This window comes from Massilibacteroides sp., assembly GCF_028705895.1.
Lineage (GTDB): Bacteria > Bacteroidota > Bacteroidia > Bacteroidales > Tannerellaceae > Massilibacteroides.
In genome coordinates this window covers 43785-59996 of record NZ_JAQWCQ010000005.1, presented here as the reverse complement: position 1 = coordinate 59996, position 16212 = coordinate 43785, and the positions used below count along the sequence as shown (strand labels likewise).

Below are 16212 nucleotides of genomic sequence, written 5' to 3'. Positions count from 1 at the left end.
CTCATTTCTTTAGAAACACCATATGAGCAGGGATATCCCCTGTTTGTACACGCCATTTACGCTTTCCCGTTTTATCATAGCAAGATAAGGTTCCTGTTGACACGTAATTTTTTGCATCGGTCACGTAGATATCACCTGTTTCGGGATGGATATTTATTCCATAAGGCATCTTAATTTCATCTTCCGTCCCATCCGTAATAAAGTTCTTGCTAACAACCTCTTTTGTTCGAATATCAACAATAGCATAGGTCAGACTACTATTTTGCGTCTGGTTGTCATAATCATGACTGTAGAGATACAGCGAATCTCCGTGCAATGCCATATTTGAACATGGGATATTGATTGTATCAGTCACGACCATGTCATTGTAGCCGACCTTCTTTTCCAATAAGAACAAATTAGAAGATACCGTACCGTAGGGAGAATCCACATCATTATAATTTCCACGCGAACTCACCCAGAGTCTGTTATACTTATCTTTTCTGATCCGGTGTAGGTTTATTTCTACAACAATCTTTTTAACTTGCTTAAATCGCTCCAACTCTATAACAGACACCGTATTATCATAATAGGGAGTTCTATACCCTCCCGAATTGGCCACATAGAGGTATTCGCCAAGCACTTCCATTTCTTCAGGCTGATAGCCAACGGTTACTTTATCTACAATATTCAATGTCGTTGTGTCCACTTTAAAGACGGCGCCTAAAGGAGCATTCGGATCTATCAGCACGCCCGACACATAAGAACTTACATACGCATACCCTCGATAGAAACGTACATACCGGCAATTAGGTATTTCAATCTGTGTCAAACGTATGCCGGTTCGCGCATCCAAAACTTCGACCTTATTCGAGCAGTTGACAACAACATAAAGTTTGCCGCCATAGATCTGAATGTCATTTCCCACGTCTCCCAACTCTTTAACAACAGTAGGATTACGTTCGGCATATATATTACGCAGGTAAACGGAAGTAGTAAAATCCAGATAATCCAACGTACATTTATTACTTCCCATATTCCCCTCGTTCACCAGGTACATACCGGCAATTTCCGTATCCGCATCAACGGTATCGGGTATCCGCTGAAATTCTGAAATAACAATATGTTCGTCTTCTCTACACGAAAACAGCAGGCAGAGAGTAAAAAAACAAGTAATATATAGTTTCAAATGCCTCATAATTCCACCACGAATGAGAGCCTGTAATTACGTTTAGGCATCGGATAATTAAAAATCACTTCATAATCCTGGCTAAGCAGGTTATTCACTTCTAAGGTTGCTTTAAAGTTCAGTTCATTTATTTTGAATGTCTTAACCAACGAGATATCGTGTGTGTACCAGGGTTGTACATGGTTGTAGATAATATTGTCTGACTGACTATAACGTTCGCCTGTGTAGATAAAACTATAATTCAGAATCCAGTTTTTATACATTGCAGAGGCGATCAACGTTCCACTATGCCAGGGAATATACGGAATCTGGTCGCCATAAAAGGTATCGGTCGGGTCCGTAAAGTTTTGCGCTTTCTGATACGTATATTGTATTTTTGTATTGAACAAGACCTTATGCATATCGAACATAGTACCCACTGACGCATCAATTCCCTTAATCTCGACAAGTCCCAGATTATACGTAGTCCATTTAAACAGGGGACTTTTAGGCGTGGAAATAATCTTATCTTCCACTTTATTATAATACGCATCCACCTGTACGTTCAGATTCCGGATAAAAGAATGTTTATTCTCTTTCTGATAAGTCAGCCCCAGATTATACTGAGTGGCATATTCGGGATTAATATCAGAGCTAATCATCTCTACATAATACATTTCATTGAATGTAGCCATTCTGAACACTTTCTTATAGAACGCATTCAACCGAAAATCCGCTTCTCTTAAGAGTTTATAGGAAGCAAAAAAAGCGGGAGAAAATACTTGTTTATCTTCCGGAGCCTCATACTTTTTTACCGTTTCATTAACAAACGTACCCAAGAGACTTGCCTGCATACGCAAACGATTGAATTCAACAGCCGTGGCCAAAGCAAGCCAATGCGAATAGCGGGTTGGATACGCAAAAACATCATAATCATCCATACGTTGAAAGTCGGCATCCAGCGTATTCCATTGAAAATCGTAGGATAAAGACATATCCCACCAGCTTGTAAGCGGAAAGAGATTGGCGGTTGCGATATAGAATTCTTTCTGCCTGAACTTATTATTGGTAGGATAAAGCGTATAGTCGAAGTTTTCAAAATGAGTATAGTCGGCAGCATACTTTGCATTCAGCTGGGTGGTCCACCAATCAGAAACCTCATATTTTCCATTACCTTGAATAAACGAATTAACATCATTCATCCGTTCACCCCGTCGCCACACATTATTAATTATAGCTCCCGGCACTCCCCGGTTTGAAGAATAATTATACGCATTGATATTCCATGAACCTTTTGATAAAGCACCATACAGAGACGCTTCTAAGCGAGAGGCATTGATATCTCCGTTCTCACGCGTTGCCGTCGTATCGTAAGCGACTATATCGGTATCGGGGAAAACCCGTTTATAATGTACTTTGTATTTCCCGCTTGAATTAATCCATTCTCCATTAAACGACAGATTCACATAATCGCTTATTTTATATTCCACCAAAAGTGAAGGATTGAGCTGATCAAAAGAACCCACTTTCAGTCCTGCTCTGATATTCGTATTTTTATTTCCGCTAAAACGAGGTTTACGTGGGGTAATATAAATACTGCTTGCCGCTCCGAAATCACGGGCAGATTGGAATATCTTACTTTTCTGACCATTATAAAGTGCTATTTCTTCGATATTATCCATAGAGAATTTACCCAGATCGACTTGTCCGTTCTGTGCATTTCCCAGCTGAATGCCGTTATAAAAAACACCGACCTGATTCGTTCCCAAACTACGGATATTAACCGTTTTTAATCCGCCTACCCCTCCATAATCTTTCAACTGAACTCCGGAAAAATAGCGTATGGCATCAGCAACAGAAAATGTATTGAGCATTTCTAATTCTTTGCCGGAAAGTTTCTGAGGAGCAATAACCTCTTTATTCTGAGAGGCAGTGACCACCACCTCATTCAAAACCTGGATACTATCCAAACGACTCTGCGCAGACAACACAACAAAGCCGAAAAAAGAAACAAAAATCAAACATGTTTTTTTTATAAACATAAAAAGCTGCTTAAACCATTTTTTAACCGCTTTCGTTCGAGATCTGCAACAGATTACCGGAGTTTGATAAAAGATAAACTATAGTGGGGAAATCATTTGTCCCATCAGTTTGTCCTAAGCTCTATTCCACGAAAGCTTTTAACATAAACATTCTGGCAGGTTTTCTGACTTACCCTTGTTGAAGACTGCCTTCCCATTCCCTTCCGGAACAGTGGCTTGAAGAATGTCTCAACATAAAAACAGGGCTTACAGCAGCGGGTCTGTTCAGGACTTTCACCTGATTCCCTTTTCAATGATTCTTTGGAAAACAAAGATCATCACCAAAACTGATGTAAAGATAATAAAAACTTTACATTCTTTATTTGAATAAGATTTATACCTTTGTCATCGTATTGGTTCGCCCACCTGTTCAGGAACGGCGATTAAAAGGGAACCGGGTGAAAATCCCGGACAGACCCGCTGCTGTAAGCTCATCCAATACTTCAGACAATACCTATGCCACTGTCTTTACAATAGACGGGAAGGCGGCTCTGAAGTTGAGTAAGTCAGAAGACCTGCCATACATGTGAATTATATTCCACCTAACGGGATTTGTAGTGGAATAAGCCGATTGTACGATTAAAAGAAAAATAATCAGTGACGAATGTCATTAAAATCAGACTCGGCTTCTTTTTAACATATTAAGCCTAAAGGCCTTTTTTGAAAAGACAGTAGTGTTTTTTTAAAAAGACTATAGTGTTTAACCAAAAAGACTATAGTCTGTGTATTTCCTGTCTTGTAAAAATGGAGTAGCATATAATTGTGGCTTTAACAGTTGAATTATTTTTTAACAATTAATTATTATAATAATGAAAAAACTTTTACTTCTATTTGTTTTCATTACAGTATGTCTGGGGACTTTGCATTCCCAAGAAAAAGTCTATCATGTTCAGGGACAACCTCGCCCTGATATTAGCATTTCAACTCTTTCAAAAGAGAATAAATCACCTACATTAAGAAGCAATGACGGATTTACATTTGATGATGTCAAATTCTGGGTCGGTGAAGGAGAAAACAAAGCGCTATTAGTCATTGATTGGTATTTAGACGGTAGCCAAACTTTAGTCTGGGGTTATAAATGGGATGGAACTGCCTATGGAATTGATATGGTTCTGGCTATTGCTGCAGCAGACCCAAGATTTACCTTCCTGACTCACGCTACAGGTCCGATGGGTAACACAATTGCAGGTTTTGGGTATGATGTTGATGGGGAAGGCTCTCAATGTCTTTATTATGATGGAGATACCGATAATCCTATTTGTCCGGAAAATGGTACTGTTACCACAAATGCTTATAATTATGATTCCTGGACAACATCCGATCCTGCCGATTATTGGAGAAGTGGCTGGTATGAAGGCTATTGGAGCTATCAGGTAAAGGATAATTTAGAGGATGACTTTGCCTATTCAGGATTGGGTGCTTCAAGTAGAGAATTACAAAATGGTAGTGTCGATGGATGGGGATATCAAGATGGATGGGAAAGTTGGGAAGGCACGCTTCCTAAAGCTCCGTTTGTTGCTGCACTTCCTCCGCCAACTCCAGTATCAGGAATATCATTGGATAAAGAAACATTAACCATGGAAACCGGTGACAGTTTCACTCTTACAGCTACAATCTCTCCGGAGGACGCAACAAATAAAGAACTGATTTGGAGTAGCTCAAATCCTGAAATAGTAGGTGTTAGTGAATCTGGTACTATATCTGCTATTTCAGTAGGAGAAACAACAATCACTGCCACGACAGTTGACGGAGATTATAGCGCTTCGTGCGTGATTACAGTAAATCGCAAAATAATTTATGTAGAAAGCATTAATATAAGCCCGTCAATTTTAACATTAGAAGAAGAAGAAACATTTAGATTTGGAGTCACGATACTTCCTTACAATTCTGATAATCAGAATATAACATGGAGCAGTAGCGACCCATCTGTAGCAATAGTAAATGAATATGGAACCATCCATGCCATACAAGGAGGAACAACTGAAGTTCGTGCAACAACAGAAGATGGAGGACATACCAGCATTTCATATGTTACCGTTATTGGAAAGATACCTTTTGAGATAGAATTATCAAATGACTCCGAAATTACACTAAATTTCACTAAGGTAGAAAAAGCCAACAGCTATAATGTTTATTTATATAGTTTAAAGGATGATGAGCCAGGTTTAGAATCATCTTATGTTCTTGATGAAAATGGGAATATAACAGAACAGATGAAAAGTCAGAATGGCTCTTCTAATCAATTATCTGTAACCTTAACCAGAAAAGACATTAAGTTTGATTATTTAGTTAAAATAGAGGCTGTTCAACATAAAGACAATAAAGACATTGTAATTGCAACAATGGAAACTCAACTCTCAAATGCTGTCTCAAACGAAACAGTCAACCTAATCACCCCATCAGCTTATTATAAAGATGGCAATCTTATTATCAGAAACATGGACGGTTATACAGCATGTGTTATTTCACTGGATGGGCGTATCGTAAATGCGATTCAAGTAGCTGGCGATGATTATTCACATAAGATAAATCTATCTTCAGGTATTTATGTATTATCCGGAACGAAGCAGGGTGAAAAGAATACATTTAAATTTGTTGTTCAATAGTAGATTTTTAACCGATTAGAATAAAGAAAAAAATATAAAGGTTATTTTCGAAAATATAAAGGATATTTTTGCAAAAATATCCTTTATATTTTTACGCGTATTTTTTAATTGATTTTCAATCGAAATACTTTCTGCATTTTTACGAGCCATTATGGATCGATCCGCAGGTTGAAAAAACACGGTTTCTACTCTTTTTCTCGTTTTAGCAAACGGTATAAATATTCATCCGCATGAGACTAAAAATACCAATAAATAGGTAGAACTATCTGCAGATGATTATTGTTAATTTTGCAGAGACATGAACAAGTCATGTGCTCAATAAAAATTGATTTTTAGTATTAATATTAAATAAGTTATAAATCAAGTAAAGAATGAAGACGATTGTACTAATCCGCCACGGCGAGAGTGTATGGAATCAGGAAAACAGATTCACTGGTTGGACAGACGTAGATCTTACAGAAAAAGGAGTAGCTGAAGCAACTAAAGCTGGTAATCTATTGAAAGAAAAAGGCTATGTTTTCGACAAGGCTTATACTTCTTATCTGAAACGTGCTGTTAAAACGCTTAACGTAGTTTTGGACAGAATGGATCTGGACTGGATTCCTGTTGAAAAAAACTGGAGACTGAATGAAAAACATTATGGTGATCTACAAGGTCTTAACAAGGCTGAAACAGCAGAAAAGTATGGAGATGAGCAGGTTTTGATCTGGCGCAGAAGTTATGACATTGCTCCTAATCCATTAGCAGAAAGCGATCCTCGTCATCCGGGTAATGACATCCGTTACAAGGGGGTAGCTAAAGCTGATCTTCCTGCTACGGAATCATTGAAAGATACGGTTGCTCGTATTCTTCCGTATTGGAAAGAAGTAATCTTCCCTACGCTGAAGAATGCTGACCAGGTGCTTGTTGCGGCACATGGTAATAGCTTACGCGGTATTATCAAGTATCTGAAAAATATTTCTGACGAAGAAATCGTTCATCTAAACTTGCCTACAGCCGTACCTTATGTTTTTGAATTTGACGACAATCTGAATTTAGTGAAGGATTACTTCCTCGGTGATCCTGAAGAAATAAAAAAGCTAATGGAGGCTGTTGCTAATCAAGGTAAGAAGAAATAAAAAACAAAAAAAATCGCGGTCCTGTTAAGATCGCGATTTTTTATTCCTCTTTTCAAGAATTTATGAACACATATCCTTGATTATTTGAATCAACTGCCCTCCTATTTCCTCTGCTTCTTTCATGGTGTGCGCTTCGGAATAGATACGAATGATAGGTTCTGTGTTACTTTTACGCAAGTGAACCCATTTGTCCGGAAAGTCAATTTTCACTCCGTCAATATCTGTTATATCATATTGCGCAAACTGTGCCTTTACTTTCGCAAGGATAGCATCAACATCTATATCTGGAGTTAATTCTACTTTTTGTTTTGAAATAAAATAAGGAGGATAGGTTGCGCGTAGTTCGCTGACTGTCATCTTTTTCTTTGCTAAATGAGTCAGGAAAAGAGCAATACCTACCAGTGCGTCTCGTCCGTAATGACTGGCAGGATAGATCACACCACCATTGCCTTCACCACCGATCACAGCATTCGTTTCTTTCATTTTTGTGACTACATTGACTTCTCCTACTGCTGCGGCATTGTATTCACAACCATAAGAATGGGTTACATCTCTCAATGCACGGCTTGAACTTAGATTACTCACCGTATTACCCGGCGTTTTACTTAACACATAGTCACTTACGGCAACCAACGTATATTCTTCGCCAAACATGGCTCCGTTTTCACAGATGATCGCTAAACGATCAACGTCGGGATCTACCACGAATCCTACATCTGCTTTTGCCTGTTTCATTAAGGCTGATATTTCCGTCAGATGTTCAGGTAGTGGCTCCGGATTATGAGAGAAATTACCATGAGGCGCACAGTGGAGTTTGAATATTTCCTTAACTCCTAATGCGTATAATAAATCAGGTAAAACAATTCCCCCGACAGAGTTTACACAGTCTATCGCTACACGGAAATTAGCACCTGCAATCGCCTTGATATCTACTAAATCCAGGTTCAGGACACTCTCAATATGTTTTTGTTTGTAGGTATTATCCGGAATTATTTTCCCCAGACTATCCACATCTGCATAACTAAAGTCTTCCGCTTCAGCTAAGCGAAGTACTTCGGCTCCTTCTGCAGCATTCAAAAACTCACCGCGTTCATTTAAAAGCTTTAGTGCATTCCATTGTTTGGGATTATGACTTGCTGTCAGAATAATTCCTCCGCAAGCTTTTTCCTGAATAACGGCAAACTCGGTAGTCGGAGTAGTCGCCAGATCAATATCCACAACATCAAAACCCATTCCGGTAAGTGTGCCTAACACAACTTGTTTTACCATTGGGCCGGATATACGGGCATCGCGTCCAACGACAATTTTGTTGGTTGTTGATTTTGTGTGTTTTCTGATAAATACGGCATAAGCAGATACGAATTTTACGATGGCTAACGGACTTAAACCGTCTTCGGGCGCACCTCCGATAGTACCTCTGATACCTGAAATAGATTTAATTAACGTCATAGCTTTTAAGTGATATTATTTTTCGAAAATATATCTGAGTTTTTTACAGAAAATTGGATCCCCACCCGTTTGCTGAGTTTGGCTGCCAATTTTAAAAGGAATAATCAGTTTTACATAAGAACTATCACCCACATATTGAAGTGGTTCCACCATACCGGAAGAAAAATAATCAGACAGGTAGTAGTCTCCCGATGTTAAACTTCCTCCATAAGTAAAGACCAATGGAAAAAAGGTATTTTCAAACCCGTCAATTGTGTAATAGGTTTTAGAAACAGCACTTATATAGTCAAATTCAAAACGAGTCAACACAGATGTTTGATTTAAAACAGCCCTATTCCCATTCCCTGAATCAATTACGTTTATATACAAGCCTGTTTCAGTTTTATAGAACTCATTTTCTGCAAAAACACCGTTTGTAGGATAATCATCAATTACTTTAATATCTAAACTATCCATTAATCTCTGTATTGCTTTACGCTCATCTTTCAGCATTTCCGTATAGGTTCGTTGACTTTTACTACATGAAGACACTACGAAAACTGCTGCTACAACCATCACCAATACGCCAAAACCTTTCTTCATCTATTTTTTATTTATTTATCAATGAGACAAATGTATGTAATATCTGTCATTCTTCATTCATTTGGTTTGATTTCTTCCGATTTATTAGGATTAAATAAGGACAAACCTTCCTCAAAAACAGCAACTGCTTGTTCTAAGCTACCATAAAACTCTCCTCCCGAAGCATTTTTGTGTCCGCCGCCGTTAAAATATTTCTCGGCAAAAAGATTACAAGGAAAATTTCCAACTGAACGAAGTGAAATTTTCAGATAGTCTTTATCTTCTCGTATAAAGACACTGAACTCTACATCTTCAATACTTAATGGTAAATTCACAAAGCCTTCAGCATCTCCGGTTACATAATTAAACTGATTCAGTTCTTTTTGTGTAAGCGTGATTAATGCAGCCTTAGATTCGGGATAAACTTTCATTTTCTCATATAAAACATATCCCATCAATCGTAAGCGTGATTCTGAATATACCTGATTAACTCTTCGGTATATCAAATCTTTATCTATGCCTTTTTTCAACAGCTCACTGATAATTACGTAGATTTCGGGCTGATTAGAGTTATAGGTAAAAGAACCGGTATCAGTCATCATTCCCGTATAAATGCACTCTGCTGCATCTTTATTCAACAAGTCAAAGAATCCCATCCGGCAGATAAAACGAAAAACCATCTCACTGGTCGATGACATTTCGGGGTAAGACATCGTTACCCTACAAAAATCTGCGGGGTTCAGATGATGGTCTATCATTACTTTACGGGCTTCGGAAGCAACAACAGGGCCTCCTAACTTTTCAATCCGTTTCGGATCGTTAAAATCAAGACAGAATAGTACGTCGGCATTCTGTATCAGCTCTTCTGCGTAGTCCGGGTATTTTTCGTGAATGATAATGTCTTTTGTTCCACGCATCCATTTATAAAACTGCGGAAAATCGTTAGGAACGATTACTGTAACATTCTCTTTCCCGTATTCTACTAAAAAATGATATAGGCCAAGAGATGACCCTAAAGCATCTCCATCCGGCGTAACATGAGTAACAATCACGAAATTATCGCCTTTTTCAACGTATTTTTTCGCTTTTTGAATCTTTTCTTCAGAAATTATCTTTGTGATCATACTATCCACTTTGTTTTACTCTACAAATGTACTACTTTTTATGTTGCGGAAAACCAAAGAGTTTCTATAAGTAATTTGATTAGCAGCAAAGCTAAAAACGACAATGAAAGGAGAAGAAACGCAGGCCGCTTGCGATAAATAAAAAAGATCAGCAAAAACAGGAACAAATAGCCCAAGATCAAATCAAAGAAATCAAACGGAATTACAAATGCTGCCCAGGGAAATATGCTGAAGGATTCTACAATATACATCAACAAATTAGTCATCCATTCTATGGCTCGTTCTAAGAATACAATTCCCGGGAAACCTTCGGGAAGCAACATATAGACAAGTCCTGAAGGAATAAGAAACAGACTTACTAACGAAAATGGCAGATTGGTCAGCAGAAACAGAGTCGGAAACTGACTAAAATAATATAAACAAAGGAACGCTGTACCTGCTTGCGCAGCTAATGATACTGTAATCCAAGCATAAGGCTTACTAAGCAAAGGATTACGTATCTCAAGTAATCGTTCCAAAGGCGGCTGAAGCAACAAGATAAACCAAACAGCGATATAACTAAGTTGGAATCCGATATCAAACAAATAAAACGGATTGTAAACCAACATAATAAAGGCTGAAGCAGCTAAGGTATTATATCCATCGGTCGAACGATTGATCATTTGCCCGGTAAGAAAGAATGATAGCATCATTGCGGCGCGGACAGAAGGCGGAGCCAATCCGGAAATCAATGTAAAACTCCAGAGGAGTAGCATCATTATTATATATTTAGTCCATCGAAAAAGGGATCCGGAGGGTAAGGCTTTTAATAGAATAGAGATGAAACCGCAAACAACTGCCACATGAAAGCCACTGACGGAAAGGATATGAGCAACTCCGGTAACGGAGAACTGCACACGTACTTCTCGTTCAATAACAGTAGCATTCCCTAACAACATTGTTCCCAACACATCACGGGAAGTCTTTGAGAGCTGCAACCGTTCAAGACGGGTCAACAAGTCAGTTCTTGCATCCGTCGCAAAGTCTGTCAAAAATGGCAGTAAGGGATTTCCGTCCTGACATATATCACGCATTGCTGAAACGAGAATTGATGTAACGAATAGCAGAATAGAAAAAGACATCCCCCAATGCCAACGAGAATTATAATGTGGATGATTTCCTACGCGAGAAAACACAAGCATTCCTAATAAAAGAAAGAGTAAAAGGGAAGAAACCTGTTCAACAGGAAAGAAGACATAAAGATAGATTCCTATAATCCAGACTAAAAGCGGCCTGGTAAATGGTCGCTTCTGCAATTCGTTTATCATGTAGGTTTTGGTTGGTCGTAGGTCAGAGTTTTTTCAGCTCATCAATCATCTGTTTGGGATCTTTTGCTTTAAATACGGCATTACCGGCAACAAGCACATCTGCACCAGCCTTTAGCAAGCGCTTTCCTGTTTCCAGATTGATTCCACCGTCAACCTCGATTAAGGTTTTCAGTTCTCTATCTGTAATCATCTTTTTAAGTGCAGCTGTTTTCTCTACAGAATGTTCAATAAATTTCTGCCCTCCGAAGCCGGGATTCACAGACATAAGCAATACCATATCCAAATCTTGTATGATATCTTCGAGCAAAAGAACCGGCGTATGAGGATTTAATGTCACCGCCGCTTTCATTCCGGCATCTTTAATAGCTCCTATTACGCGATGTAGATGCGTACAGGCTTCGTAATGAACGTTCATCATATAAGCACCTGTAGCAGCTATTTCTTTAACGAACTTTTGAGGTTCTACAATCATAAGATGTACATCCATAGGTTTTTTGGACACGGCATTAACCACCTCAAGTATAGGAAAACCAAAAGATATATTCGGAACGAAAACACCATCCATAATATCCATATGCAGCCAGTCGGCAGAACTTTCATTCACCATCTCTATATCCTCTTTTAAATGGAGGAAATCGGCAGCAAGCAACGAAGGAGCCACTAAATGTTTCATAGCCATATTATATTTAATACAAATGTAAGAAAAAAAGAAGAGAGACTCATACGAATCTCTCTTCTTGTCTTTTCAATTCAGGACAAAACCACAATGTCCCGCGTTTAATGTTTTTTCCGAACAATATACCCGTGCAAACTGGGCTAAAAAATCAATTGTTTTTTTTCGCGGAGAACTTTTCTCTTCAAGTTCTTTCCCTTTTTTATTGTTCATATCATCCATACAATGAGTAGAAAGTTTCTTCATAGGCTAATTTATTTTATACCTACTAAACGCAACCTTAACTTGCTTATTGTATGAGTACTATCTTTTTACGAAATTATTTATGCCAAAGATAACTCAATTTGATTTTCGCTTGCCATTCTACGCATGTTCAGGATTGCATAGCGCATACGCCCCAAAGCAGTATTAATGCTCACACCGGTCATGTCGGCAATTTCTTTAAAGCTTAAATCCTGATAGTAGCGCATCTCTAAAACCTCACGTTGATTATCCGGAAGATGCTTTACCAACTTCTTAACATCGGATAGAACCTGACGATTCACTAAACGATCTTCCACTGTACCGTCGCAAAGCTTCATGTTATTGAATAAGTCCATTTCAACATCATCATTCGAAATGGTATTTTCGCTACGTTCCTGACGGAAATTATCAATAATAAGATTGTGGGCAATACGCGTAATCCATGCCTTAAACTTTCCGTTTTCGGTATAACGTCCTTGTTTAATAGTCACAATAGCCTTCACAAAAGTCTCTTGAAAGATATCTTCCGTCAAGTCTTTATTACGTACAATGAAATAAATATATGAATGGATAGTATTCTTATGACGATTCAAAAGAACGTCAAAAGCGGTATTATTACCTTCCGCATAAATGACAACTAATTCTTCATCAGTCATCTTCTTCAATGTATTCATTACTTTTTAATTTAAGATTCTATTAAGTAATGTTATGCAATAGGCAATTGAATTTTGAATGGTTATACAATATTTATTAATCACAAAAAAACAACATAAATTTGGAATAAACAACTTTTCAGACAAGATTCAACAAAAAATGTCCCTAATCCGTACTTTCCAGTACAAATCAGGGACATTTCCTGACAAACCTTTGTTTGTGCTATATCAAAACTTATATCCTAATGTTAACGAAATACGGGTGGTATTTGTTTTTAACGAAGAAGGAGTTGAGTCTATATAAGGTAAATTATCATCTCCAATCGTTTTAGAGAAAGCATATAAATCTTCCTTTTGTTCTTTATACACGCACGCCAAGTCTGCATAAAAACGAGGAGTAAAGCGGTAACCAAAGCCAACCGTATAATAATTTTTTCCTTTATCCACAGTATAATGAGGTATAGTCCTTGAAGAAGTTATAATCTCAACCTCACCATTCTTTACCTGACTTTGCACCGGACTGCTTACCCAAGCTCCGCCGGCACGAATCGAGAATTGCGGAGTTATTTTGGCTTCAGCACCGATACGTAATGTTCCGGAAGTTTTATAGTCTTCTTTAATGAAATCATTATCGAAGTAATCACGCCCATCAAGATCTGACAAACGCATTCCTTTGTAATTATTCAGTTCGTAGTCAACACTAATCAAACCGTATTGTCCTATTATTCCTGCAGCACTGAATATCCAACGATCATTCGTTCTCAACTTATAGTCAGTCACTCCTCCGGGAGTTTCCTCTACCCAAGGCTTCGTATCACCAATGCGAGACTCAGCTACACTTGAATAGTAATCCGTCAACTTATACCAGGTCGGAGAATTATAGGCAACTCCTAAACGAAGATAGTCAATAGGTCTTACAATTGCTCCTACATTAAAAGAATAACCATTTCCTTCTGTAGAAAGACCATTATCAAGATTCAGATAATCACCATGACCAAATGTTTCCGTATAATAAGATCTATAGCTGTAATCAACATCTGTTAAAGCGACAGTTGCGCCAAGAAAAACGATGTCGGAAATATTCGTTGCAAATGAAATGTCATATCTGTCGATTGCTCCTTTTTCGATTACTTCTAAGTCAGCAGATTCCACCGGCCAAAGACCACTATCATCCCCAAATTCATTAAAGAAACCACCAGTTTGAGAAGGGGCTTGAGATCCAATAAGGCCGGCATTATATCCTATCACAGATATAGGATTATAACTATTATAAGGATTATAGTCTTCCGTATGCAATAAATTATCGCCGGTATATGAACTATTTTCCGCAGCATATAAATTCGTAATATCAGCTATATAATCTGCTACAGAATAAAGTTGTGTTCCCGACATGCGATAGCGACGATTAAAATTTTTCACGCGATTATAAGCAAAACCGACATTCCATCCTTTTATCCCCGAATAGTTCCCTGTAGGAAAATACCCTACATAGGCTATATTATCAAAGTTAAACTTTGTTTTTTTCTGATCTATCTTAGAACCCGTCCAATCTGTTTTAGCATTTATGGAAGAAAGATTTAATGTTGCCACTACTTCCGAACTTCTATATATACCTAAACCTGCAGGATTTGTTGTCATCGCCGAAATATCTCCACCTAAAGCCCCAAAGGCTCCCGCCATACTTGAATAACGAGCCGTTCCATGTAAGTCTTGCTGTGAATACTTATAAGCATCCATTTCTCCTTGTGCAAATGCATTTACTCCTATAAAAGAGACTAACACGAATATACTACTTACAATCTTTTTCATCACCTTATATTATTATTTCAACATTAAAAGGGCATAGAAACATGCCCTTTTATAAAAAATCTCACTGTTTTTTTATCTGGAACGTCCACCACCGGAACGACCTCCGCCACCGGAAGAAGACGAAGAAGAACGACTACTACCTCCACCACTACTATAGCTACCACTTGAGCGAGAACTACTTGAAGAAGAAGGAGTGCTATAAGAACGTGAGCTATTAGATGAAGAACGATTACTATTATATGATTCAGAACTCGAACTTCTTGTACTTGGAGCTGAATAGCTACGGCTACTGCTACTTCGGTTTGAAGATCTTCCTACAGATCGGTCACTGGAACTACCGGATCTTGTTGTAGCCACTCGTTGTTGACTTCTTGTTGAAGAAGAACCGGATCTGTATGTTCCAGATTCACGAGTACGTGTACTTGAAGAGCGTACAGACTCTCTGGTTGAATTTGTTGAAGAACCAGAACGTACACTATTACGTTCTCTGCTCATTCTGTCCATTGAATTTATACTCTCTGATCTTAGAGAAGTTGACCTGTTCCTGCTGATATTTGCATTTGAGCTTCTTGAAGAAGAACGCGAGGTACTACTATAAGCAGAATTTCCGGTACGATTAGTTCTTCCGGCAGCTGCTCTATGTCCATTGTAATAATTCCGGTTAGTTGAAGCGTAATGTGGACGATGATGGTAATAACCGCCAACATAATAGCCACCTCCATAATAACCACCACCGTACCAGCCATAAGACGGGCCGTACCAGCCTCCGCCATAATACCATGGGTCATACCAACCAGCATAGAAGCCTCCCCATCCAAATCCCCATCCCCAATAAGACGGGCGATACCAAGATGAATAGAATCCCCAAGGCCTATAGCTATAATACCATGGATCATACCAACCACCATAGCCTCCCCAGGTGTTTCCAATATTAATATTTACATCTACATTAGCTCCTCCGTAACCATTATCATAGGCCTCATAACCATAACCATAATAACCATCACTCAGATAAAGGTCAATCTGATCTGCTCCGGCAATTGTTATTTTGCTTGGCGAATGATAACGGATTATACGTTCAGTATATTCCGTATCGGATCTGCGACCATTTTCTTCCACTACTAATGTATCAGTCCGATCATATGTGTAATCATCTTCAGGAACATAACGACGGTTATACTCATCCACGCTTCGTTCTGTTGAAGGAACAGCAACTGTTTGCGTACGAGATTGGGTAACAACCTTCTCTTCTACAATCTTATCTTGTTTCTTGTCTTTGCTTGAAGAGAAATACACATCATCGAAAAACTCATCCTGTGCGGCAACACTCATTGCAGCCAGAAGCATCATCAATAAGGATGTTAATTTCATAGGTTTCATTTTTTGTTTCTCCTCTTTAATTTAGTTAATAACCAATTCTTATTTTTTAGACTGAAGATAT

General features: G+C 38.3%; 13 protein-coding genes and 2 riboswitches. Of the genes, 2 read left to right on the top strand and 11 right to left on the bottom strand.

The window, feature by feature from the left end:
* Position 1 precedes the first annotated feature (1 nt).
* Positions 2–1177 (bottom strand): DUF5074 domain-containing protein, encoded by a 1176-nt coding sequence (locus PHT93_RS02245; RefSeq protein WP_300238957.1) that lies wholly within the window; start codon positions 1175–1177, stop codon positions 2–4.
* Positions 1174–3168 (bottom strand): TonB-dependent receptor plug domain-containing protein, encoded by a 1995-nt coding sequence (locus PHT93_RS02240; RefSeq protein ID WP_363318612.1) that lies wholly within the window; start codon positions 3166–3168, stop codon positions 1174–1176. The genes PHT93_RS02245 and PHT93_RS02240 overlap by 4 nt, the downstream gene beginning before the upstream one ends.
* A gap of 157 nt (positions 3169–3325) precedes the next feature.
* A riboswitch (cobalamin riboswitch) is annotated at positions 3326–3529 on the bottom strand.
* Between the two features lie 36 nt (positions 3530–3565).
* Positions 3566–3766, top strand: a riboswitch (cobalamin riboswitch).
* Positions 3767–4037: 271 nt separating this feature from the next.
* On the opposite strand from PHT93_RS02240, the gene PHT93_RS02235 reads away from it, so the two are divergent.
* Positions 4038–5834: an Ig-like domain-containing protein gene (locus tag PHT93_RS02235; protein WP_300238953.1), complete on the top strand. Its 1797-nt coding sequence runs from the start codon at positions 4038–4040 to the stop codon at positions 5832–5834.
* Positions 5835–6205: 371 nt separating this feature from the next.
* Positions 6206–6952 (top strand): 2,3-diphosphoglycerate-dependent phosphoglycerate mutase, encoded by a 747-nt coding sequence (gene gpmA, locus PHT93_RS02230; protein ID WP_300238950.1) that lies wholly within the window; start codon positions 6206–6208, stop codon positions 6950–6952.
* 60 nt (positions 6953–7012) lie between these two features.
* Here gpmA and glmM read toward each other — a convergent pair whose 3' ends face one another.
* The 9 genes from glmM to PHT93_RS02185 all read right to left on the bottom strand — a co-directional run bounded on the left by glmM (position 7013) and on the right by PHT93_RS02185 (position 16151).
* Positions 7013–8401, bottom strand: a complete 1389-nt coding sequence (gene glmM, locus PHT93_RS02225) for a phosphoglucosamine mutase (RefSeq protein WP_300238948.1) — start codon at positions 8399–8401, stop codon at positions 7013–7015.
* 15 nt (positions 8402–8416) lie between these two features.
* Entirely contained in the window at positions 8417–8983 is a 567-nt protein-coding gene (locus tag PHT93_RS02220; protein WP_300238945.1) for a DUF4827 family protein, read from the bottom strand.
* Positions 8984–9036: 53 nt separating this feature from the next.
* Positions 9037–10086, bottom strand: coding sequence for a bifunctional oligoribonuclease/PAP phosphatase NrnA (locus PHT93_RS02215; protein WP_300238943.1), 1050 nt, complete (start codon positions 10084–10086; stop codon positions 9037–9039).
* A 38-nt stretch (positions 10087–10124) separates the two neighbouring features.
* Positions 10125–11393: a ComEC/Rec2 family competence protein gene (locus PHT93_RS02210; RefSeq protein ID WP_300238941.1), complete on the bottom strand. Its 1269-nt coding sequence runs from the start codon at positions 11391–11393 to the stop codon at positions 10125–10127.
* A 22-nt stretch (positions 11394–11415) separates the two neighbouring features.
* Positions 11416–12066, bottom strand: coding sequence for a ribulose-phosphate 3-epimerase (gene rpe, locus PHT93_RS02205; RefSeq protein ID WP_300238938.1), 651 nt, complete (start codon positions 12064–12066; stop codon positions 11416–11418).
* Positions 12067–12138: 72 nt separating this feature from the next.
* Positions 12139–12312 carry a hypothetical protein gene (locus tag PHT93_RS02200; protein ID WP_300238936.1) on the bottom strand — a complete coding sequence of 58 codons (174 nt, stop codon included), beginning with the start codon at positions 12310–12312 and terminating at the stop codon, positions 12139–12141.
* A 77-nt stretch (positions 12313–12389) separates the two neighbouring features.
* On the bottom strand, positions 12390–12983 hold the full coding sequence (locus PHT93_RS02195) for a sigma-70 family RNA polymerase sigma factor (protein ID WP_300238933.1): 594 nt from the start codon (positions 12981–12983) through the stop codon (positions 12390–12392).
* Between the two features lie 207 nt (positions 12984–13190).
* Positions 13191–14771 carry an outer membrane protein transport protein gene (locus PHT93_RS02190; protein ID WP_300238930.1) on the bottom strand — a complete coding sequence of 527 codons (1581 nt, stop codon included), beginning with the start codon at positions 14769–14771 and terminating at the stop codon, positions 13191–13193.
* Positions 14772–14843: 72 nt separating this feature from the next.
* Entirely contained in the window at positions 14844–16151 is a 1308-nt protein-coding gene (locus tag PHT93_RS02185; protein WP_300238928.1) for a hypothetical protein, read from the bottom strand.
* Positions 16152–16212 lie beyond the last annotated feature (61 nt).